This window comes from Streptomyces sp. NPDC051020 (assembly GCF_040683105.1).
Taxonomy (GTDB): domain Bacteria; phylum Actinomycetota; class Actinomycetes; order Streptomycetales; family Streptomycetaceae; genus Streptomyces.
In genome coordinates this window covers 1-18,785 of record NZ_JBFBCG010000107.1, presented here as the reverse complement: position 1 = coordinate 18,785, position 18,785 = coordinate 1, and the positions used below count along the sequence as shown (strand labels likewise).

Below are 18,785 nucleotides of genomic sequence, written 5' to 3'. Positions count from 1 at the left end.
ATATACGTCTATCAAGCTCACAACACGGCTGGTCAGAGCGGGTGTCCAGGCGTCCATGGGCTCGGTCGGCGACTCTTACGACAATGCCCTGGCGGAGAACCTGTGGATGCTGATCAAGACGGAGTGCATCCGCGGACGGACCTTCGACACCAGAGCCGAGGCCAACCTCGCGCTCTTCGAGTACATCGACGGCTTCTACAACCCCCGCCGCATCCAGAAGCGCCTCGGCTACCTCAGCCCCATCGAGTTCGAAGAGAAGCACTACGCCAGCCAGGCAGCGACCGAACCAGTGAATCTGAAACCACGTCAACCCGCTCTGACCAGCTAGTCAGCCATTCCCGCGCAGCGGGGGAACCTCACTCGGCGCTGCGGCTGCGCGAGCGCCTGGACAGCCTGGGCAGGCGGGGCGATGGCGGAAGTGTGGTGGTCGTCGGCGACGGGCTGACCGGTATCGAGACCGCCACCGAGATCGCCGAGTCCCGGCCCGGGCTGTCGGTGACGCTGATCGCCCGCGGCGAGTTGGGCGCCCGGCTCTCCGCCGGAGCCCGCGGCCACCTGCGCCGGGCCTGCGACCGGCTGGGCGTCACCGTCCTGGAACACACCTGCGTCGAAGCCGTCGAAGCGGCGCGGGTGCTGTGCGCCGACGGCTCCGCTCTGGCGTCCGACGCAACCGTGTGGACGGCCGGGTTCGCGGTCGATCCCATCGCCGCCGCCGGCGGGCTGGAGGTCACCGAGGACGGTCGGATCGTCGTCGACCGCACCATGCGGTCGGTGTCGCACCCGAACGTCTACGCCATCGGCGACAGCGCCTACGCCATCGGCGACAACGGCCGGCTGCTGCCGATGTCCTGCTCCTCGGCCGCCTGCACCAGCCAGCAGGCCATCGAGTCGATCGTGGGACACCTGACCGGCCGCAAGATCGCGAACGCCAAGCTGGTCTACACGTACAACCACATCAGCCTCGGGCGGCAGGACGCGATCTGGCAGATGGTCGACAACGAAGGGCAGGCAAAGCAGAAGCACATGGGCGGCCGGAACATCGCACGGATCAAGTCGGGCCTCGTCGAGCTCTCCCGGTGGGCCACCGCGCACCCGACCCTCTACATGCCCAAGCGCAAGCACCGCCTGGCCGCCGCGCCGGACGCGACCGCCGAAAACGCCGTCGCGTCCGCTGGGAAGCCGGTCGGGTAGCCGCCTAGGGTGGTCCGCGTGGACAGCACCGCCACTGATCGCTTCGACACCAGCCGGTTCGAGGCCAGCCGGAACCGGCTGGCCTCGCTGACGGGGACGGGGGACGGGGACCGAGCGCCGTCAGCCGCGGCGGACCCCTGCAAAGAAGCGGCCGGCCAGATCGACGCGCTCGGCCAGGGTGGCGAGCGTCTGCCCGAAGTGCCGTCGCTGCTCGGGTAGGGAGCTCCGGGCACGCGGGGGGCGAGCACGCGGTCACCCGTCCACAGGGAGTCGTATCCCATCTCCTCTGCGGTACGGCAGACGCGCAGGATGCCTTCCGGCTGGGCGTCGGGACCGAAGGTCGGAAGGGCCAGGCCCAGTTTCATATGCGTCTCCTCATGCAGTGACCCGGTCGGGGTCCTTGCCGGTCAGCGGGATGCCGAGCAGGGTTTCCAGGGTGGCGACCGTCCGGGCGGGGTCCGTGGCGTGGACGGTCGCGAATCCCAGTTCCGCCGCGGGCGGTAGGTACTGCTCGGTGTCGTCGACGAACACGCAGTCCTCGGCCCGCAGTTCGAGTTCGTCGAGCACATGCCGGTACATCTGCGGTTCGGGCTTGCGCGTCCCGTGGACCTCGGACAGCACCACGGCGTCGTAGAGCCTCTCCAGCTCGTAGCCGTCGTACAAGTTCCACGGGAGCAGGCCGACGGAGTTCGAGAGGATACCGATCCTCACTCCGGCCAGGCGCGCGGCGGCGGCCGCGGCGATCACCGAGGTCTCGGGACGCAGGTCGGCGAAGATGCGGCCCATCAGGTTGTCCGGCTGGGTGCCGAGAAGCCGGCCGGCCGCTTCGTTCCACTGCGTCTGGGTGAGCGTGCCACGCTCCAGCTTCTCAGTGAGCAGGATTCCCTCGGGGTCCAGGTAGAGAGAGTCGCCTCGGCCAGTCCCTCGCGCTTCTCGAAGGCGAGCGCGGCGGGCAGCAGAGGGGTCGCGCCGGCTGACCTTCGGCTCGGGCTCGCGCCACTGCCCGACGCCGTCCGCACACGGCACGGAGACATCTGGCAGCCCGGCCCCGAACCATGCGCACAAAACCGCGCTCGACCTCGTACGCGAACACGACTTCATCGCGCACGAAGACCTCAAGATCCGCAACATGAGCCGGGCACCCGCACCGAAGCCCGACCCTGGCCGGCCTGGCAGCTTCCTGCCCAACGGAGCCGCGGGCAAAGCCGGGCTGAACCGTTCGATCAATGATGCCGGTTGGGGGGTGTTCCTCGTGATCTTGACCGCCAAGACACCTCACGGAGCTAAGTCGTCAAGCAGCTTCGAGAAGTTGTGTGGGGAAGGCGAGGTTCTCGTCGAACAGGATGTGCTTCTGGAGGCAGTGGTAGAGCTGGCCGATCATCTTGTTGAAGAGGTTTCTCTGAGCGGCGGCGTGCCAGTCCCCGGCCTCGCGGCGGCGGTCGTAGTGGGCCTTTGCGCCCGGTGAGTGGGTCAGTGAGGCGAAGGCCCACAGGTAGCCGGCGTGGTTGAGCCGGTCGTTCTTCACCCAGCGTCTGGTGATGCTGGACTTCTTGCCGGACGCCCTGGTGATGGGGGACGCACCGGCGTAGGCCTTCATACCGCGGGCAGTGGCGAAGCGGGCGTGGTCGTCCCCGATCTCAGCGAGGATCCGGGCGCCGAGCTGGGTGCCGAGCCCGGGGAGGCTCAGGATGATCTCGGCGTCCGGATGCTGGGGGAAAGCCTCTTCCACCGCCTCGGCGAGCTGGTCAGCGGCCGTGCAGGCGGCGTCGAGCTGCCGCAGCAGAGCGAGCATCTGCTTGCCGAGCGCGTCCTCGACCAGCGGCGGCTGGTGCGCGTATTCGGCCCGCAGGACCTCGCGGATGCGCTCGGCGTCGGTATCGATCCGGCGCTGGCGGCCGGCGCGCTTGAGCGCCGAGCGCAGTTGCGCGAGCGACAGCCGGGCCGCCCGCGAGGGCGTGGGGGCGAGCTCCAGCAGCACGCGGGTCTCGGGGCGGCAGAGACCGTTCTGCCAGTGCAGGTAGGCGTCGAGGGCGGCGGGGAAGTACTCGCGCAGGAGCGAGCGGAGCTGGTTGGCGAGCTGCTGCCGGTTCCAGACGGCGTCCTGCTGGGCGCGGGCGAGGACGGCGATGGCGCGGGCGAGATCGCTGTCCTGGGGCAACGGCCTGTGGGCGTGCATATCGGTGCGGAGGATGTTCGCCAGGACGAGGGCGTCGCCGGGGTCGGACTTCTTCCGTGTGACCGCGTGGCGGTCGCGGTAGCGTGCGGCGGCCATCGGGTTGATGGCGTAGACCTGGCGCTTCCCGGTCCGCAGGACCGCGACGAGCAGGCCGCGGGAGGTCTCGATGGCGACCGGGATCGGGTTGTCCTCGGTGTCGCCGTGCTCGGCGAGCAGTTCCAGCAGGATCTTGTAGCCGGCCGCGTCGTCGGTGATGTGGCGCTTGGCCAGGAGCGTGCCGTCGTCGTCGACCAGGGCGACGTCGTGCGTCTTCTCGGCCCAGTCGATGCCGCAGTAGATCAACTTTCCCTCCTCGAAGTGCGGGTGTTTGCGCTGGTCACGAGCGCATGCGGGGCCACGCAGCGACCTAATTCCAGGCCTCGATCAAGGAACGGGCCGACACCTCACAAGCCGTTCGTGGCACCAGCTCACCGCACGGGCCCCGGTCTGTTCCCAGAGCTCGGACGGCTCGGGGATTGCAAGAGATCACCGTGCGACGGGCTCGAACCACCAACTCCAACGAGTGATCAAGCAAATGGTGTTGACGCCGCTGGTGGCCGTGAAGGGGCCGAACGCCGCCGATCTTGGCGGAGACATCATGGCCGGGCTGAAAGAAGGCGTGCGTCCGGAGCCCACACAACCGCCAGCAGCGTCAGCGCTGGGTGGGTGGCGGCCACGAGAGCACCGGATGGCACCGCTCGAAGGCATCTTGGCCGTGACGTTGAGAGGTATCCACCGGAACTTACGAGACCACCACCCGCCAGCTGGGTTGCGCAGCCGTGCTCGTCGGAGACCTGGACGGCCCGGTGGGGTGCAGGCGTCACAACCCGTTCGAACCACCTCACCGACCGGCGAGGGCCGGTGAGCTCCTTACAGGGGAATTAGGCTGAAAGCGCCGGACGGGAAGTGATGGCCGTGGACCCCCGCAACACCTCCCGGCGGTGCCCCACATGCGGCCACACCGCCAAGGAGAACCGGCCCACCCAGGAGAAGTTCCACTGCACCGTGTGCGGCCACACCGCGCATGCCGACACAGTGGGTGCCCTGAACGTTCTACGGGCCGGGCTGGCCCGTCGCGAAGCCCAACCGGCATAGCGAGAAGCCACCGCCTTCAGGGGGCGGAGGAGTCACGGGGCGAGTACTTCACCCACGAACTCGGCCTTGTGCCCGAGGCGTACGGCTCGAAGCTGAACGTCGACTTCACCCAGCTCCACCACCAGGAGCCGAGCGCCACAGGCTTTGGTACTGCCGCCTGATTGCACCCGGCCACAACGTTGATCGCATCGAATTCACAGACACGGCTTGACCCTCACGTTGCGTGAGGCTGGAGGGTGGCGTGCATGAGTGACTACTACAACGCGTTTGAGATGAGTCCCGTGCCTGCTCCCGGCCCGGATGCGGTTCCGCCGGAGCCGTTCCGTGGCATCTATGGAATGCCCGCGTTCGTGACGATCCCCACGAGCGATTTGGCGGCGTCGGTGGACTTCTGGATTCGGGGGCTCGGGTTCTTCGAGCTGTTCAGCATCCCCGGCACGCTTGTGCATCTGCGCCGGTGGGCGTTCCAGGACGTACTCCTCGTCTCCGCGGCGAGCGTGCCGGAGCAGCCACCAGCGATGAGCTTCAGTTTCGCGGGCGTGCTCAGCCAGGTCGATTCCCTTGTCGAGGCCTGTCGTGCGTTGCGCCCGAACTCGGTCGATGGTCCACGGGATACTCCCTGGAACACCCGCGACGTGGAGGTGATCACCCCCGAGAACGCACGGATCGTCTTCACTGCGGCGAAGCCCTTTGATCCAGCCAGCCAGGAGGCGCGGAACCTTGAAGCCATCGGGATCACCCCACCGGGCGACGGTCGCGGCGACAATGGGGAGCATGCCTGATGCCACTGACGCCGATGGCCTGACCGTCGGTCAGGTCTCGACGCGTCTGGACGTGACAGTCCGCGCGCTGCACCACTGGGATGAGATCGGTCTGGCGCGACCGTCGCTGCGCACGGCTGCCGGATACCGGCTCTATACCGCTGGTGATCTGGAACGCCTGCACCGCATCGTCGTCTACCGTGAGCTCGGTCTCGGCCTGGACAGGATTCGGGCCATCTTGGACGACTCGACCGCAGACGTGCCCGGCGCATTGCGCGCGCAGCGCACCCAGGTTGCTGAACGGATCGACCGCCTCCAGCAGCTCAGCGCCGGACTGGATCGGATGATCGACGCCCACGAGCGCGGCCTGCTGCTGACCATCGAGCAGCAGGCCGCGCTCTTCGGCCCGCAGTGGAACCCGGACTGGCCCGCCCAAGCCCGTCAGCGCTACGGAGACACGACCCAATGGCTGCAGTACGCCGAACGCTCAGCCTCTCGCGGTCCGGAGGAATGGCAGGCCATCGCCGAAGCCGTTGCCGGCCTCGACCGCGCCCTCGGGGATGCGATGGACGCCGGCGTCACACCTGGTAGCCCAGAAGCGAATCAACTCGTCGAGCGGCACCGCGAAGTTTTTGCTTCGTACTTTCCCCTCACCAGGCAGATGCAGGTCTGTCTGGGCCGCATGTTTGAGGCCGATCCGGCATTTGCTGCCCACTACGACGGCATCCGCGCCGGCCTTGCCACGTGGTTCCGTCGAATCATCGACGCCAGCGCGCGCGCCCACTGCATCGACCCCGACACCGCGACCTGGCAGTAGAGCGCGGGTATCGAGCAGCCATCCCCGGAGGCGATCTCGGAGCTGACCAGCCTGCTCGCCCCCGGCGACGCCCGCCGTTGACCTCCTGCGCCCGGCAGAGCCGGCCGAGTGGTCGATGCGCCACATCTTCCGGTCCGGCAGGTCCGCCAGCTGCGGAGCGTAGGCGAACCCGGCGAGCGTGAGCAGGCCGAAGACGATGTCGCTGTAGCTCGCGGTGCGGAGGCATAGGGAGGGGAGAGCGGGAGTGTGCCGATGGCCACGTCTGCCACCGAGTTACCGTCCGTCGATCCGGCCGCGCTGATCGACGACGCGGCGTCGTTCAGCGCGGAATCACCCAGCCCGGCGCCCAAGTACTGGCGGCGTCGTGGCCGGCCGCTGTGGCGGCGAGGTGGGCTCGGAGGGTGGCCAGTGCCGGGTGGGGGTTGTCGCGGTGCCAGAGGAGCGAGTGCGGGTAGACGGGTGTCGGGTCGGTCACCGGGATGCGGCGCAGGCCGTGGCCGGCGGGCCAGACGAGGCGGGTCTGCTCGCTCATGAAGGTGGCCAGGGCCGGGGTGTCGGCGATGGTGTCGAGGAGCGCGTCGGAGCCGAAGTTGGGGCCGGTCGCTTCGATGGTGAGGCCGAACTCGGCGACGAGGTCGTCGTAGTAGGCGCCCCACTCGGTACCGGGGACGATGCCCGGCATCCAGATCCGGTGCCCGACCAACTCGGCAACGGTCACCGACTTGGCGCCCGCCAGCGCGTGGGCGGGGCCGGTGAGGAGCTGGAGCGGCTCGTCGAGCACCCGGACGGACTCGATGCCCTCGGGAAGGGGCCGACCGGGCATGGCGACGGCGCGGAAGGACGCGTCGATCGCACCGGACCGGATAGCGGCGACGGCGGTCTCGATCTCGAACAGCATCAGCACGTCCAGGTCGATTTCGGGGTGCGCGCGGTGGAAGTCGCGCATCAGGCCCGACGTCGCGCCGCGCGAGTTGATCACGTCGACTCGCAGCGGGCGGCGGCCGGTGCGTACGGACGCGACCGCGCGCTCGGCGACGCGCAGCAGCTCGCGTGCGTGGGGCAGGAACGCCTGCCCGTCGATGGTGAGCTCGGCCCCGCGCGGTGTGCGGGTGAACAGCCGCACACCGAGGTCGCGCTCCAGTGCGGCGACGCGCTTGGAGACGGCCTGCTGGGTGACCGACAGGTCGACGGCGGCCTTCTGGAACTGGCCGGCTTCCGCGATGGCGGCAAAGGTGCGCACTGCTTCGAGATCCACGCCGACCCACCTTAGTGAACAACCCATGGTTGTACATAGCTGGCAGGGTGGTTGTTTGACCTGCTGTTGTGCCGCCCGATTAGCTCTCATCGGTCAACGTCGGTTTGTTCGGTTGGGACGTCGAGGGAGCGTACTGAGCATGGTGGGCAGGAGACGGCTGGGCGGGCAGTTCGGCTGGCTGTGGGCGGCGTACGCGGTGAGCGCGTACGGGTCCGGGCTGGGGTTCGGGGCATTGCCGCTGATCGCCGTACTGGTGCTGCACGCCGGCCCCGCTGAGGTGTCCGCGCTGTCCGCGGTGGGGCCTGCGGTGGGCGCGCTGATCGCGGTGCCGCTCGCGCCGTGGGTGGAGTTCCGGCGCAAGCGTCCGGTCATGATCGCGATGGACCTGACCCGGTTTGCGGCCATGGCGACGATCCCGGTCGCCTACGCCTTCGGCCGACTCGGCTTCGTCCAGCTGCTCGTGGTCTCGATCGTGGTCGCCGCGGCCAAGATCGCGTTCAACGCGGCCAGCGGCGCCTACCTCAAGGCCCTCGTCCGGCCGGACGACCTGCTCGTGGCCAACGCGCGGTTCGAATCCACGAACTGGAGCTCCATCGCGGTCGGGCCACCGCTGGGCGGGGCGGCGATCGGCCTGTTCGGGCCGGTCACCACCGTGGTGGCCGACGCGCTCAGCTACCTGCTCTCCGCGCTGGGCATTACCGCGATCCGCGGCCGGGAGGAAGCACCGCAACCGACCGGCAAGAACCCGGTCCGGGCGGGCGCAGCGTTCGACGGCTGGCGACACATCATGGGCGATCCCGGTCTGCGGGCGCTCTACCTCAACAACATGCTCGTCTCCGGTCTGATCATGGCCACCGAGCCGGTGCTCGCCGTGCTCCTGCTTCGCCAACTCGACTTCTCGCCCTGGCAGTACGGCCTCGCCTTCGCCGCCCCCTGCCTCGGCGGACTCATCGGTTCCCGGCTGGCCCAGCGTGTCGTGGCCCGCTACGGCCGGGACCGGGTCTTCCGGACCGTCGGCACCTTGCGTGCCATCTGGCTGATCGGCCTGGCCTTCGTCCGTCCCGGCGTCGTCGGCCTCGTCACGGTGATAGCCGTCGAGCTGGCGATCATCATCAACATGAGCCTGTACACCCCGGTGCTCGCCACCTACCGGCTCGAACGCACGCCCAAGCACCTCGTCGCCCGCACCCTGTCGGCCTGGTCGATCGGCCAGCAGGCGTCCATCGCTGTCTTCACCGCGCTCGGCGGGCTGCTCGCCGACGTCACCAGCCCACGCACCGCTCTCACCGCCGCGGGACTGCTCATCCTGGCCACCCCGCTCCTGCTTCCCCGGCGCGACCAGACGTCGCAGCACGAGCCGGAACTGTCCCGTAGCCACGCATGACGCACCACAACTCATCGCTGAAGCCCGCAGGCCGCAGCTGATCCACCGGCGCACGTCCGCGTCGACCAGGCACATCACCAGCAAGGAGGACACTCGCGTGAGCACTGCCCCCGCACTCGACCCCGCGCGCACCGCTCTTCTCGTCATGGACTACCAGCCCGCGACCCTGGCCGCGCTGCCCGAAGGCGGGGACCGCGAGGCCCTGCTCGGTCGCGTGGAACGGGCCATCGCCGACGTTCGCGCCAAGGGCGGCACCATCGCCTACGTACGCGTCGGCTTCACCGAGGCCGACTGGGACGCTGTCCCGGCCGTCAACAAGTCCTTCGCCCCGCTGGCCCAACACCGTGTCATGCACCACGAGGACCCTGCCACTGCCATCCACGAGCACCTGGCTCCCCAGGACGGCGACATCATCGTGCGCAAGATCCGCTACGGCGGCATGTCCACCACCGATCTCGACCAGCAGCTGCGCGAGCGCGGCATCACCACTCTGGTGGTCTCCGGCATCAGTACCAGTGGCGTCGTCCTGTCCACCGTCATCGACGCGGCCGACCGCGACTACCAGCTCTACGTCCTGTCCGACGGCGTCGCCGACCCAGACACCGAAGTCCACGACGTCCTGCTCCATCGAGTTCTCCCCTCACGGGCCCACATGGTCGACACCGCCGAGCTGCACGCCCTGCTCCGGGTCGACTGACTCGAACCACGCGCCGATCCCACCCACGGCCGCCGCACCCACCAGGTGTGGCGGCCGCCCGCAGCCCAGTGCCGGCTCAGCAGCAGCCCCGGAGCTCTCACCGATTCTGGCGGCGCTGTCGTCGGCGACCGAGTGTGGGGCGGCGATGTGCTCGCAGCCCCGGACACCCGTGCCGTTCTACCGCAGCACCCGGAACGCGGTGCGGAGTTCGTCGGTCAGGATCTTCGGCTGTTCCCAGGCGGCGAAGTGACCGCCCTTGTCCACCTCGTTCCAGTGGATGATGTTGCCGAAGGTCCGCTCACCCCAACTCCGCGGCGCCGGGTAGATCTCGCCGGGGAAGACCGTCACCGCGACCGGAAGCTTCGGAATGGGAACGGCGTTGAACGGTCCGCCGCCGGCCTGTGCGCCTTCCCAGTACAGCCGCGACGACGACGCCCCGGTGTTGGTCAGCCAGTACAGCGAGATAGCGTCGAGCATCTCGTCGTACGTGAAGAGCTTCTCAGGCTCTCCGTCGGAGTCCGTCCACTCCGCGATCTTGTCGTAGTAGTACGCCGCCATAGCGACCGGAGAGTCCGCCAGGGCGTAGCCGATCGTCTGCGGGCTCTGGTTCATCATCGCCGCGTACCCGAAGCCGTCGCGGTAGAAGTGAAGCAGTCGGTTGTAAGCCCTCGTCTCATCCGCCGACAGGTTCGCCGGAGCCGGATCGAAGTTGCGCAGATGCCGCAGGATGTCGTCCGGCACAGTACCGGGCATGTTGACATGGATACCCAGCAGCCCCTTCGGCTGCTGAACCGCCAGCACCTCCGAGATGATCGCACCCCAGTCACCGCCCTGGGAGACGTATTCCGGGTAGCCGAGCCGCAGCATCAGCTCGTGGAACGCGCGCGCCGTCCGGTCGGGATTCCACCTGCCCTTGGTCGGGTTGCCCGAGAAGCCGTAGCCGGGCAAGGTCGGCAGCACCAGGTGGAAGGCGTCGGAGGCACGCCCGCCGTGTGCCGTGGGGTTGGTCAGCGGATCGATTATCTTCAGCAACTCGACGATCGACCCGGGCCAGCCGTGCGTCATCAGCATCGGCATGGCGTCGGCATGCGGGGAGCGGATGTGCGCGAACTGGATGTCCAGCCCGTCGATCTCCGTGATGTACTGCGGCAGGGCATTGAGGCGCGTCTCAAGGTCGCGCCAGTTGTACTTGGTACCCCAGTAGTCCATCAACGGCCGCATCTTGGCCAGTTGCGCGCCCTGAGACCGGTCCCTGACGGTCTCCCGGTCAGGCCAGCGGGTCTCCCGGATGCGCCGTCGCATCTCGTTGAGCTCCTTCTGCTGGACCTTGAGACGGAAAGGACGGATGCCCGAGCCGGGCCGCGGCGCCCACCCGGCCGCGGTACCGGAACCCGTAGATGCCGCCTGAGCCTGGCCGGCCAGGCCAACCTGACTGGCGACGACACCAGCCGCCGCGAAACCCAGGAAACGGCGACGATCGGTGCCGAGCCGACGCGAGCGCTCGTTCTCTGTCATCGAAGACTCCTTCTGTGGCATGAAGCAGGAATGTCGGATGATTCGTTGTCGCACCCACGGTGCTGTTGTGTTTGCGCGCAAATCGGCCACCTCGGCAGGCAAACACCATAAGGTGCGAAGTATCCCCAAGTGCACACCTGGGGTGTCTCGGACAGCAACCATACCTGGTATTCACACGTATTGAACGGTTGATCAGTCGTCTGCCTGCAAAATGTGAGACACGTGTGAGCCCGGGTCCTGCCCGAACCCGGCGGTCGCCGTCCGGTCTGTTCGCCCGCAGTGGCACCGGCGGGCGAACGGACCGGACAGGTCGGTCCTACTTGGCCAGGAACTCGAGCAGCGCCGTGTTCACCTCGTCCGCGTGGGTCCACAGCAGCCCGTGCGGCGCACCGTCGATCTCCACGTAGTCGGCGGAAGGAAGAGCCTTGTGGAAGAGGCGGGCCGTGGAATCCACCGGCAGGATCCGGTCGCCCGTTCCGTGCAGGATGAGAGCCGGCACGTCGATCTTCGGAATGTCGGCGCGGAAGTCCGTGCCCCAGGTGAGCGGCGCCGCCGCGGCCGCATGGGCGCCGCCGCCCGCCGCGACGTTCCAGTTGCGGACGGCCTCCTCGCTGATGCGCGTGCCCAGGTTCTCGTCCAGGTTGTAGAAGTCCTGGTAGAAGGAGCTGTAGTAGGCGTACCGGTCGGCCTTCACCGCCCTGGCGGAGGAACTGCGCACCGGCAACGTGGCGGTGGTCGGCTCGGAGGAGTACGCCGATTGGTCCAAGCAGCTGCTCGCGTGGGAGACGGTCCAGGAGAAGCTGGGCTCCTACCTGGTGGAGGTCGGCCTCGCCGGACCGCTTCCACCCCCCGCTGTCCGGCTGAGTACGCGTACTCAGGTGCCGTCCGCCGAACTCCTCCATGCTGGGCGCGAACGCCGGACCGTCTCAGGGGGGACATACGCATGGGCCACGCCCTGCAGCTTCGCACTGCCACGTCTCGGGATCACGACTGGATCCACGAACTGCGCCACCGGGTGTACGCGGAGGAGCTCGGCCAGCATCCGGTGGATCCGTCGGGAAGGCTGAGCGACGGACTCGACGGCGACAGCGTCTATCTGGTGGCCGCGCGCGGCGAGACGCGGATCGGCTTCGTCAGCCTCACCCCGCCGTGGGTCGGCCGCTACTCCCTCGACAAGTACCTGACGCGCGAGGAGCTGCCGGTCCTGACCGAGGAGGCGCCGTTCGAGATCCGCGTCCTGACCGTCGAGGAGCATTGGCGGTCCACCGCGGCGGCGCCGCTCCTCATGTACGCGGCGCTGCGCTGGGTCGCGGCGCGGGGCGGCTGCCGGGTGGTGGCGATGGGACGCACGGAGCTGCTCGACATGTACCTCGCCGCCGGGCTGCGGCCGGTGGGGCGCACGGTCCGCTCGGGCGCGGTCTCGTTCGAGGTCCTCAGTGGCTCCGTGGCCGAGCTGACGAGGACGGTCGCGGAGCGCCACGGCCGGACCCTGGAGCGGCTGCGGACGGGCCTCGACTGGCGGCTCGACGTGCCCTTCGCGCCGCGTGCGGACGGCTGTGAGCACGGCGGGGCGTTCTTCTCGGCGATCGGCACCGACTTCCGGACGCTGACCCGCCGTCACGAGGTGGTCGCGGCGGATGTGCTGGACGCCTGGTTCCCGCCGTCCCCGGGGGTCCGCGCGGCCCTTTCGGCGGATCCGGGGTGGGCGGCCCGGACCTCACCGCCGACGGGCGCGGAGGGACTGCTCGCGGAGATCGCCGGGGTCCGCGGGCTGCCGGTGGAGTCGCTGGTCGTCGGGGCGGGCTCGTCCGATCTGATCTTCCGGGCGTTCGGCCGGTGGCTGACACCGGGGAGCCGGGTGCTCATCCTCGATCCGGGCTACGGGGAGTACGCCCATGTCACCGAGCGGGTGATCGGCTGCCGGGTCGACCGGCTCCAGCTGCGCCGGGAGGACGGCTGGCTGCTCGACCCGGCCCGGCTCGCCGCCGCGACCGGCGACGGACGGTACGACCTCGTGGTGGTGGTCAACCCGAACAACCCGACCGGCCGCCACACCCCGGCCGACGCGCTGCGCGCGGTGATCGAGGCCTCGCCCGCGCGGACCCGGTGGTGGATCGACGAGGCGTACCTGGGCTATGTCGATCCGGCGGACTCGCTTGCCGGGCTCGCCTCGGCCGACGCCCGGGTCGTGGTCTGCACCTCGCTGTCGAAGATGTACGCGCTGTCGGGGATGCGGGCCGCGTACCTGGTGGCCGGTCCGGAGACGGCCGGGGAGCTGCGCCGCTGGACGCCGCCGTGGCCCGTGAGCCTGCCGGCCCAGCTGGCTGCCGTGACGGCGCTGCGCGACCCCGCGTACTACGCGGAGCGCTGGGCCCGCACCCATGTGATGCGCCGGGAACTCGCGTACGATCTTGGGGAGTTGGACGGGTTCTCCTCGGTCGACGAGGGGGTCGCGAACTTCCTCACGGTGACCCTGCCGCCGGACGGACCGAGCGCGGCGCGGCTGGTGCGCGAGTGCCGGCGGCACGACGTGTTCCTGCGTGACCTGTCGCCGATGTCCCCGGCGTACGAGGGGCGGACCGTCCGGATCGCCATCCGCGACACGGCGGAGAACGCGCGGATCGTGGCGGCGTGCCGGAGCGCCCTGGACGCGCTGCGCGCGCCGGACGCGGTGGTGTCGGGCGCGCCGGGGCGGGCCTCCCGGTGACGACGGTCGCCGGTCTCGTGCCGTACCTCGGCGGGGCACTGACGGTCGGGGGCGTCGCGGTGGCGGCGACCCGGCGCCGTGAGCTGATGGTCCGCTGGTGCGTGTGGGCGCTCGGAGTGCCCCTGGTGACCGCCGCGTTCTGGCTCGGTCCACCGGGGATCGCGGTGCTCGCGGCCGTGGTCGGTGTGGTCGCGGTGGCGGAGTTCGGCGGGCTGCTCCGGCTGGGACCGATGGACCGGGCGGTGCTGGGCGCGGCGATCGTCGGACTCGTCCTGACTGCCTGGCTGGCCCCCGGGGAGGTGCTCCGGGTGGCGGCGGCCGGGGCGCTTGCGATCGCCGGGGTGCCGCTGCTCTCGGGCGACGCGGAGCACGGTCTCCGCCGCCTGGGGGCGGGCCTGCTGGGGCTCGTGTGGCTGGGCGTCCTGGCCGGCCTCGTACCGTCCGGTGCCCTCGGCCTCGTCCTGTTCGTGGCCGTGTCGATCGCCGACATCGTCGCGTACGCGGCGGGTCGCCGTCTCGGCGGCCCCCGGCTCTCCCCGCTGTCGCCCGCCAAGCGGTGGAGCGGCACGCTGGCCGGGGCCGCGGCCGGTCTCCTCACGCTGGCCGTGCTGTCCTCCCTGACGTGGCAGACAGCGGTGGCCGTGGCGGTCGGCGGCCCGCTCGGGGACCTGCTGGAGTCGATGGTCAAGCGGGGCGCCCGCGCCAAGGACGCCGGCCGGTGGCTGCCCGGCTCCGGCGGCCTCCTCGACCGGATCGACTCCCTCCTTGTCGCCCTGGCGGTGCTGTTGGTGCTGGAGTGAGCCATGGGCGGAGTGAGCCATGTGACGGGGTGGGCGTGAGGCTGACCGGGGCCAGGGCCGGTTGCGGTTGCGTGGGGGGCACCTCCGCCCTGTGGCGGACGGCCCGGCCGGCGAGCGGTTCGTCGACCGCGACAACATCCACGTCGACACCGCAAGCGGTGCGAAGGCGTCCCGGCCGAAGCTCGGCCTCGTGCTCCAGTTGCTACGCGAGGGCGACACGCTGAAGGTCACGCGGCTCGACCGGCTCTCCCGCTCGGTGCTCCACCTGGTGACGCTCGGCGCCGACCTGCGCGAGCGTGGCATCGGGCTGCACGTGATCGAGCAGGGCATCGACACGTCCACGATGGAGGGTCGGGCGATGTTCGGCATGCTCAGCGTGCTCGCCGAGCTCCAGCGCGAGCTGATCGTGGCCAACACCAACGACGGGCTCGCCTCCGCACGGGCCCGCGGCCGGGTCGGCGGGCGCCGACAGAAGCTCACCGAGGACCAGGCCGCGCTCGCCCAGCGGCTCTACGACGAGCGGGAGAAGTGCCGTCCACGTGGAACGCACCGTCCTGCCATGCCGTCGTCGCGGCCGCCTGTGCCGCTGTCCTCGGCGCGGCGGCCTGAATGGCGGCCGCGGGCGGGGTGACGAGCCCGAGGGCCAGGACGGTCACGGCACCGGCCGTGAGCGCGCCCCAGCCGGGTCTGTGTCTGTGCATCGGGGCCTTCGAATCGAGTAGGAGCCTGTCGGCTGATGTCCTGCTTTCCACACCGCGATGACGTGGACAAGATGACGCCGGGTTCACCGAGGCACGTGGCGTCTTGACAGGCCCTACTGGCAACGTAACCCTCACAACCTGTCAGAGCGGTGACGTGTCACCGGTTGCGCACATGTACCTCGCACGCCCCCGGACCGGATCGGGTGCGGTCTTCCCGCAGACTGACATGCCCTCGTCCACCTCGACGGTGGCGACGCCCGGGTGCTCCAGGCGTTCCGGGACCCGGTTAACCCCGGTGCCGCAGGACGTCTGCACTGCAGCCGTGCATGCCGTCCTCGATGGTCAGTGAGACGCCGCGGCGGCCGGAAGCCCTGACCGGCACATGTGCAACGCGAAATGCCGCGTCGGCGGCACGTCGTGGCTGCCTTGACAGCTCGAACTCGGGCAGCGCCGTCAATGTTCGCTCCGTACACCTTCCTGCTGAAAACGCTCAAAAGATCGCCCGTACGGGCAGGCATCGCCTTGACCTACGTGTCGAACCCGGCTTGTGGTGCGGCCGGACCTGCGCACGACCCCGACCCTCGCACCACTCACCTTTCCCGTCACTGTCTTGACAGGTGACGCGAAAAGGCGCAAGCTGATAATCGTCCAAGGCAACAAACAGGACGCAATCCACGATCGACGAAGTGGAGCATGGTCATGAACGAGAAACTCACCGTGAACGCCGACGCGGCGGCACGGCAGGCGCGGTTCGGCAGACTTCCCGAGCGCATCCGCTTCGAGGACATGAGCGAAGAGGTGGACGCTGTGCAGAGCGGCGGGGTGAACGCCTCATACAACCCAGAAGGCTCCTGGAAGCATTACTCGTGCCTGGCCTTCGACCTGGGACTGTAGCCCGCTGGACGGTACACCCTACGGCCTCGCCGGGGTCGGCTGTCCTGGAGCGGCGGTTCGCTGCGAGCCGCACAAGGGGTGAGCAGGCTGCTGTCCCCGGCGTTGACCAGGCCGGTGATGCTCGGTCCGTCACCGTCGGCGAGGGCGGTCCAGCGGTTGTCCAGGCCGGCCATCGCCAGGCCGGCCGGCTGTGGTTCGGGAGCCAGGTCGGGCCAGGCGGCGGTGGCGGGGAAGCGGCGGGCGACGACCTCGAACGCGGCGGGGTCGGTGAGCGCGCCTCGGGTCGGATCACCCATGGAGAGCACCAGGTTCACCGGGAACGTGTCGTTGTCGGAAGGGAAGACGCCGGCTGGAGCCCTCCGTTGACGTAACGACGTACTAGGGCCTGTCCGGTGGATGATGTGACCGCCTCGCTCCAAGATCATTCACTCGGTCGTGGGGCGGGGCGATCTGGCGAGTGAGAAGTGGGCACGGCTTGTGCCTCATCTGCCGAAGTCCGGGCGTTGTGGCGGGCGTTGGTGCGACCACCGAGTGGTGGTCAACGGGATCCTTTCCGGGTTCGTACGGGTGTCCCTCGGCGTGACTTGCCTGAGCGGTTCGGAAGCTGGAAGACGGTCCATGAGCGTCATCGCCGTGGGTCTGCACACGGCACCTGGGACCGGCTCCTCCAGGCTGTTCAGGCCGATGCCGACACTCAGGGCCGAATCGACTGGAGCATGGTGAGTATCGACTCCACGACATGTCGGGCCCACCAACACGCGGCAGGGGCGCCACACAAGACCGACCGGCACGGATCCCAAAGCGGAGATCGGCCCCCGGACAACATCGCCCCGACGAAGGGCTTTTTGAGTTTTCGGCCGGGTCGACTTCGCCGCTGCCGGCGTACTCCCTTTCCCTCCGAAGCCTCCACCTTCGCCTCACCCGGAAGTCGACCGATCATCAGGACGGGCGGCCGGGGTCGTTGGGGTGGGGTTCTAGCGCGGTCACGGTGACGGTCATCCACGGGCGGAGCGGCAGGGTTCCGAGGACCTCGTCGTGGAGTTCGTCCTCGTCGGCGGCGAGCCAAATGCCGATGCTGCGCAGCTCTCCGACCGGGCGCCACAGACGTGCCAGGTGGCCGCTGGCGGCCAGTTCGCGGGCGCGTACGGCCTCGGCGGCGCGGCGGCGGTCGACTTCCTCGGGGGTGGTGCCCTCGGGCACGGTGGTGGTGATCTCGACCAGGTACTCGTTCATGATCCTCTGCTTCTTTCGCGGGTTTCCTGCTGCGGCCCGGGCGGTGCCCCGGACTGTGGGCACCGCCGTGTCCCCATGGTGTGTCCGCCCCGGGCCCGCCGCCACGACCGGTGTCCTCTCTGCTGGTAGGCGCGGCCTCCTATCGGCCCTAACATCAGGGGCGTGGAGCTTCGCCAGTTGCGGTACTTCGTCGCGGTCGCCGAGGAGCTGAACTTCGGGCGGGCTGCCGCTCGGCTGCTGATCGCCGGGCCGTCGCTGTCCCAGCAGATCAAGGCGCTGGAACGCGATCTCGGGGTGGTGCTGTTCGACCGCGACCGGCGTTCGGTGGCGCTGACTCCGGCGGGCACGGCGCTGCTCCCGCACGTGCGCTCCCTGCTGGACCGGGCCGAGGACCTCAAGCGCCGGGCGGGGCGGCTGTCCGGTTCGCAGCCGGTCCGGCTGGGCTACGTCAACTGGCTGCCGCCCGACCTCGCCACCCGCACGGCGGCGGCCCGGGTTCACGTGGACGCGTGGGTCGCACCGTCCCACACCCAGGCGTCCCGGGTCGCCGACGGCAGCCTCGACCTCGCGGTGTGCTGGGTCCGCCAGGAGGACCTGGAGCGGCTGGGCCTGACGGCCCGTCTGGTCGGCGCGGACCGCCTCTACGCCGTGTCCTCGGGAGACGGCACCGGTCCGGTGCGTACCCAGGACACCGTCGTGCTGCTCGACGAGGATGCCACCTCCTGGGCGTCGTGGAACGACTACGCCGAGGAACTGTCCCGGGACACGGGCGCTGTGCCGAAGCGGATCTCGGACGGCGGCGTGACCGGCCCCGCGTTCTTCGACCACGTCCGCCGCCTCGGCCGGCCGGTCCTCAACTCCCCCAAGGGGCAGACCACCGCGCTGCCGCCCGACCTGGTCCACCGCCCGGTGGTGGCGCCGCAGGTGTTTTGGACGTGGTCGCTGGTGCGGCGCGCGGACGAGGAGCGTCCCGCGGTACTCGCGGTGGTCGACGCGCTCTGCGACGGCGTCGACGCCCTCGGGTTGCAGGGCCCAGACGTCTGGCTGCCGGTCGGCGACCCGCACCGGCCGGAGCGCGGCCAGGGGCGCTGATCAGGGCTGGAGGGCTGGGCCTTCCAGCAGGGAGGAGGCCGGTCCCGGGGACGGGGCGTTTCAGCGTTGCCCTGCGCGGGCCGCGCTGCCTACCGTCGAGGAGTCGACCGGCGGCCGGAGCCGAGGTCGAGGAATCCCGCTCCCCACCGAGCGCGCGCTCGCGCTCGCCCGCACCTCAGGAGAACTATCATGGGCATGCAGAATCAGCAGAAGGTCGCCGTCATCACCGGAGCCTCGCAGGGCATCGGCGCCGGCCTGGTCGACGCCTACCGCAAGCTCGACCACGCCGTCGTCGCCACCTCGCGCACCATCGCCCCCGCCAACGACGCGGGCGTGCTGACCGTCCCCGGGGACATCGCCGACCCGGCCACCGCCGACCGCCTGGTCTCCGCTGCCGTCGAGCGCTTCGGCCGGATCGACACCCTGGT

17 protein-coding genes and 7 pseudogenes are annotated in these 18,785 nt (G+C 69.7%); 16 read left to right on the top strand and 8 right to left on the bottom strand.

Annotated features, from left to right (window positions below; translation table 11 throughout):
* From AB0N06_RS34260 to AB0N06_RS34250, 3 genes and pseudogenes are all read left to right on the top strand, one after another.
* Positions 1-328, top strand: a 328-nt coding sequence (locus AB0N06_RS34260; RefSeq protein WP_366138585.1) for an IS3 family transposase, incomplete at its 5' end; no start/stop codon positions are given.
* Positions 329-360: 32 nt separating this feature from the next.
* Positions 361-1,191 (top strand): annotated as a pseudogene (locus tag AB0N06_RS34255) (FAD-dependent oxidoreductase); the annotation flags it as partial.
* Positions 1,192-1,209: 18 nt separating this feature from the next.
* Positions 1,210-1,410 carry a hypothetical protein gene (locus AB0N06_RS34250; protein WP_366138587.1) on the top strand — a complete coding sequence of 67 codons (201 nt, stop codon included), beginning with the start codon at positions 1,210-1,212 and terminating at the stop codon, positions 1,408-1,410.
* Between the two features lie 156 nt (positions 1,411-1,566).
* Here the strand turns inward: AB0N06_RS34250 and AB0N06_RS34245 are convergent, their stop codons facing one another.
* Positions 1,567-2,217 carry an HAD-IA family hydrolase gene (locus AB0N06_RS34245; RefSeq protein ID WP_366138584.1) on the bottom strand — a complete coding sequence of 217 codons (651 nt, stop codon included), beginning with the start codon at positions 2,215-2,217 and terminating at the stop codon, positions 1,567-1,569.
* Positions 2,218-2,242: 25 nt separating this feature from the next.
* Here AB0N06_RS34245 and AB0N06_RS34240 point away from each other — a divergent pair.
* Positions 2,243-2,461 (top strand): annotated as a pseudogene (locus AB0N06_RS34240) (RNA-guided endonuclease TnpB family protein); the annotation flags it as partial.
* Between the two features lie 21 nt (positions 2,462-2,482).
* Here AB0N06_RS34240 and AB0N06_RS34235 read toward each other — a convergent pair.
* Positions 2,483-3,709 carry an IS110 family transposase gene (locus AB0N06_RS34235; RefSeq protein WP_366138583.1) on the bottom strand — a complete coding sequence of 409 codons (1,227 nt, stop codon included), beginning with the start codon at positions 3,707-3,709 and terminating at the stop codon, positions 2,483-2,485.
* A 582-nt stretch (positions 3,710-4,291) separates the two neighbouring features.
* On the opposite strand from AB0N06_RS34235, the pseudogene AB0N06_RS34230 reads away from it, so the two are divergent.
* The 3 genes and pseudogenes from AB0N06_RS34230 to AB0N06_RS34220 form a co-directional block, all read left to right on the top strand.
* Positions 4,292-4,501 (top strand): annotated as a pseudogene (locus AB0N06_RS34230) (zinc ribbon domain-containing protein); the annotation flags it as partial.
* 245 nt (positions 4,502-4,746) lie between these two features.
* Positions 4,747-5,283, top strand: a complete 537-nt coding sequence (locus AB0N06_RS34225) for a VOC family protein (RefSeq protein WP_366138582.1) — start codon at positions 4,747-4,749, stop codon at positions 5,281-5,283.
* A complete protein-coding gene (locus AB0N06_RS34220) occupies positions 5,276-6,079 on the top strand; it encodes a MerR family transcriptional regulator (RefSeq protein WP_366138580.1) in 804 nt (267 codons plus the stop codon). Before AB0N06_RS34225 ends, AB0N06_RS34220 begins: the two co-directional genes overlap by 8 nt.
* A 111-nt stretch (positions 6,080-6,190) precedes the next feature.
* On the opposite strand, the pseudogene AB0N06_RS34215 reads toward AB0N06_RS34220, so the two are convergent.
* Together AB0N06_RS34215 and AB0N06_RS34210 are read right to left on the bottom strand one after the other, a co-directional pair.
* Positions 6,191-6,283: pseudogene (locus tag AB0N06_RS34215) on the bottom strand (Tn3 family transposase); the annotation flags it as partial.
* Between the two features lie 115 nt (positions 6,284-6,398).
* Positions 6,399-7,334 carry a LysR family transcriptional regulator gene (locus tag AB0N06_RS34210; RefSeq protein ID WP_366138579.1) on the bottom strand — a complete coding sequence of 312 codons (936 nt, stop codon included), beginning with the start codon at positions 7,332-7,334 and terminating at the stop codon, positions 6,399-6,401.
* 139 nt (positions 7,335-7,473) lie between these two features.
* On the opposite strand from AB0N06_RS34210, the gene AB0N06_RS34205 reads away from it, so the two are divergent.
* Together AB0N06_RS34205 and AB0N06_RS34200 are read left to right on the top strand one after the other, a co-directional pair.
* Complete coding sequence (locus AB0N06_RS34205) at positions 7,474-8,718, top strand: MFS transporter (protein WP_366138577.1); 1,245 nt, start codon at positions 7,474-7,476, stop codon at positions 8,716-8,718.
* A 97-nt stretch (positions 8,719-8,815) separates the two neighbouring features.
* Positions 8,816-9,415, top strand: coding sequence for a cysteine hydrolase (locus AB0N06_RS34200; protein ID WP_366138576.1), 600 nt, complete (start codon positions 8,816-8,818; stop codon positions 9,413-9,415).
* 177 nt (positions 9,416-9,592) lie between these two features.
* Here AB0N06_RS34200 and AB0N06_RS34195 read toward each other — a convergent pair whose 3' ends face one another.
* The gene (locus AB0N06_RS34195; protein WP_366138575.1) at positions 9,593-10,930 is read right to left on the bottom strand and encodes an epoxide hydrolase; all 1,338 of its coding nucleotides are present in this window, start codon (positions 10,928-10,930) and stop codon (positions 9,593-9,595) included.
* A 316-nt stretch (positions 10,931-11,246) separates the two neighbouring features.
* Positions 11,247-11,627, bottom strand: a pseudogene (locus AB0N06_RS34190) (alpha/beta hydrolase); the annotation flags it as partial.
* Between the two features lie 246 nt (positions 11,628-11,873).
* Here AB0N06_RS34190 and AB0N06_RS34185 point away from each other — a divergent pair.
* The 4 genes from AB0N06_RS34185 (at position 11,874) to AB0N06_RS34170 (ending at position 16,032) form a co-directional block, all read left to right on the top strand.
* Positions 11,874-13,637: a histidinol-phosphate transaminase gene (locus tag AB0N06_RS34185; protein WP_366138574.1), complete on the top strand. Its 1,764-nt coding sequence runs from the start codon at positions 11,874-11,876 to the stop codon at positions 13,635-13,637.
* Positions 13,634-14,437: a phosphatidate cytidylyltransferase gene (locus tag AB0N06_RS34180; RefSeq protein ID WP_366138573.1), complete on the top strand. Its 804-nt coding sequence runs from the start codon at positions 13,634-13,636 to the stop codon at positions 14,435-14,437. The genes AB0N06_RS34185 and AB0N06_RS34180 overlap by 4 nt, the downstream gene beginning before the upstream one ends.
* 91 nt (positions 14,438-14,528) lie before the next feature.
* Positions 14,529-15,068 (top strand): recombinase family protein, encoded by a 540-nt coding sequence (locus tag AB0N06_RS34175; RefSeq protein ID WP_366138572.1) that lies wholly within the window; start codon positions 14,529-14,531, stop codon positions 15,066-15,068.
* Positions 15,069-15,837: 769 nt separating this feature from the next.
* A complete protein-coding gene (locus AB0N06_RS34170; protein ID WP_366138571.1) occupies positions 15,838-16,032 on the top strand; it encodes a hypothetical protein in 195 nt (64 codons plus the stop codon).
* A 77-nt stretch (positions 16,033-16,109) separates the two neighbouring features.
* Here AB0N06_RS34170 and AB0N06_RS34165 read toward each other — a convergent pair.
* A pseudogene (locus AB0N06_RS34165) lies at positions 16,110-16,388 on the bottom strand (FAD-dependent oxidoreductase); the annotation flags it as partial.
* A 79-nt stretch (positions 16,389-16,467) separates the two neighbouring features.
* Between AB0N06_RS34165 and AB0N06_RS34160 the strand changes: the two are divergent.
* A pseudogene (locus AB0N06_RS34160) lies at positions 16,468-16,876 on the top strand (IS5 family transposase); the annotation flags it as partial.
* Positions 16,877-16,971: 95 nt separating this feature from the next.
* Here the strand turns inward: AB0N06_RS34160 and AB0N06_RS34155 are convergent.
* Positions 16,972-17,265 carry a muconolactone Delta-isomerase family protein gene (locus tag AB0N06_RS34155; protein ID WP_366138570.1) on the bottom strand — a complete coding sequence of 98 codons (294 nt, stop codon included), beginning with the start codon at positions 17,263-17,265 and terminating at the stop codon, positions 16,972-16,974.
* A 153-nt stretch (positions 17,266-17,418) separates the two neighbouring features.
* Here AB0N06_RS34155 and AB0N06_RS34150 point away from each other — a divergent pair, with 153 nt between their 5' ends.
* Complete coding sequence (locus AB0N06_RS34150) at positions 17,419-18,357, top strand: LysR family transcriptional regulator (RefSeq protein ID WP_366138586.1); 939 nt, start codon at positions 17,419-17,421, stop codon at positions 18,355-18,357.
* A gap of 189 nt (positions 18,358-18,546) precedes the next feature.
* On the top strand, positions 18,547-18,785 hold a 239-nt coding region (locus AB0N06_RS34145; protein ID WP_366138569.1), incomplete at its 3' end, for an SDR family NAD(P)-dependent oxidoreductase.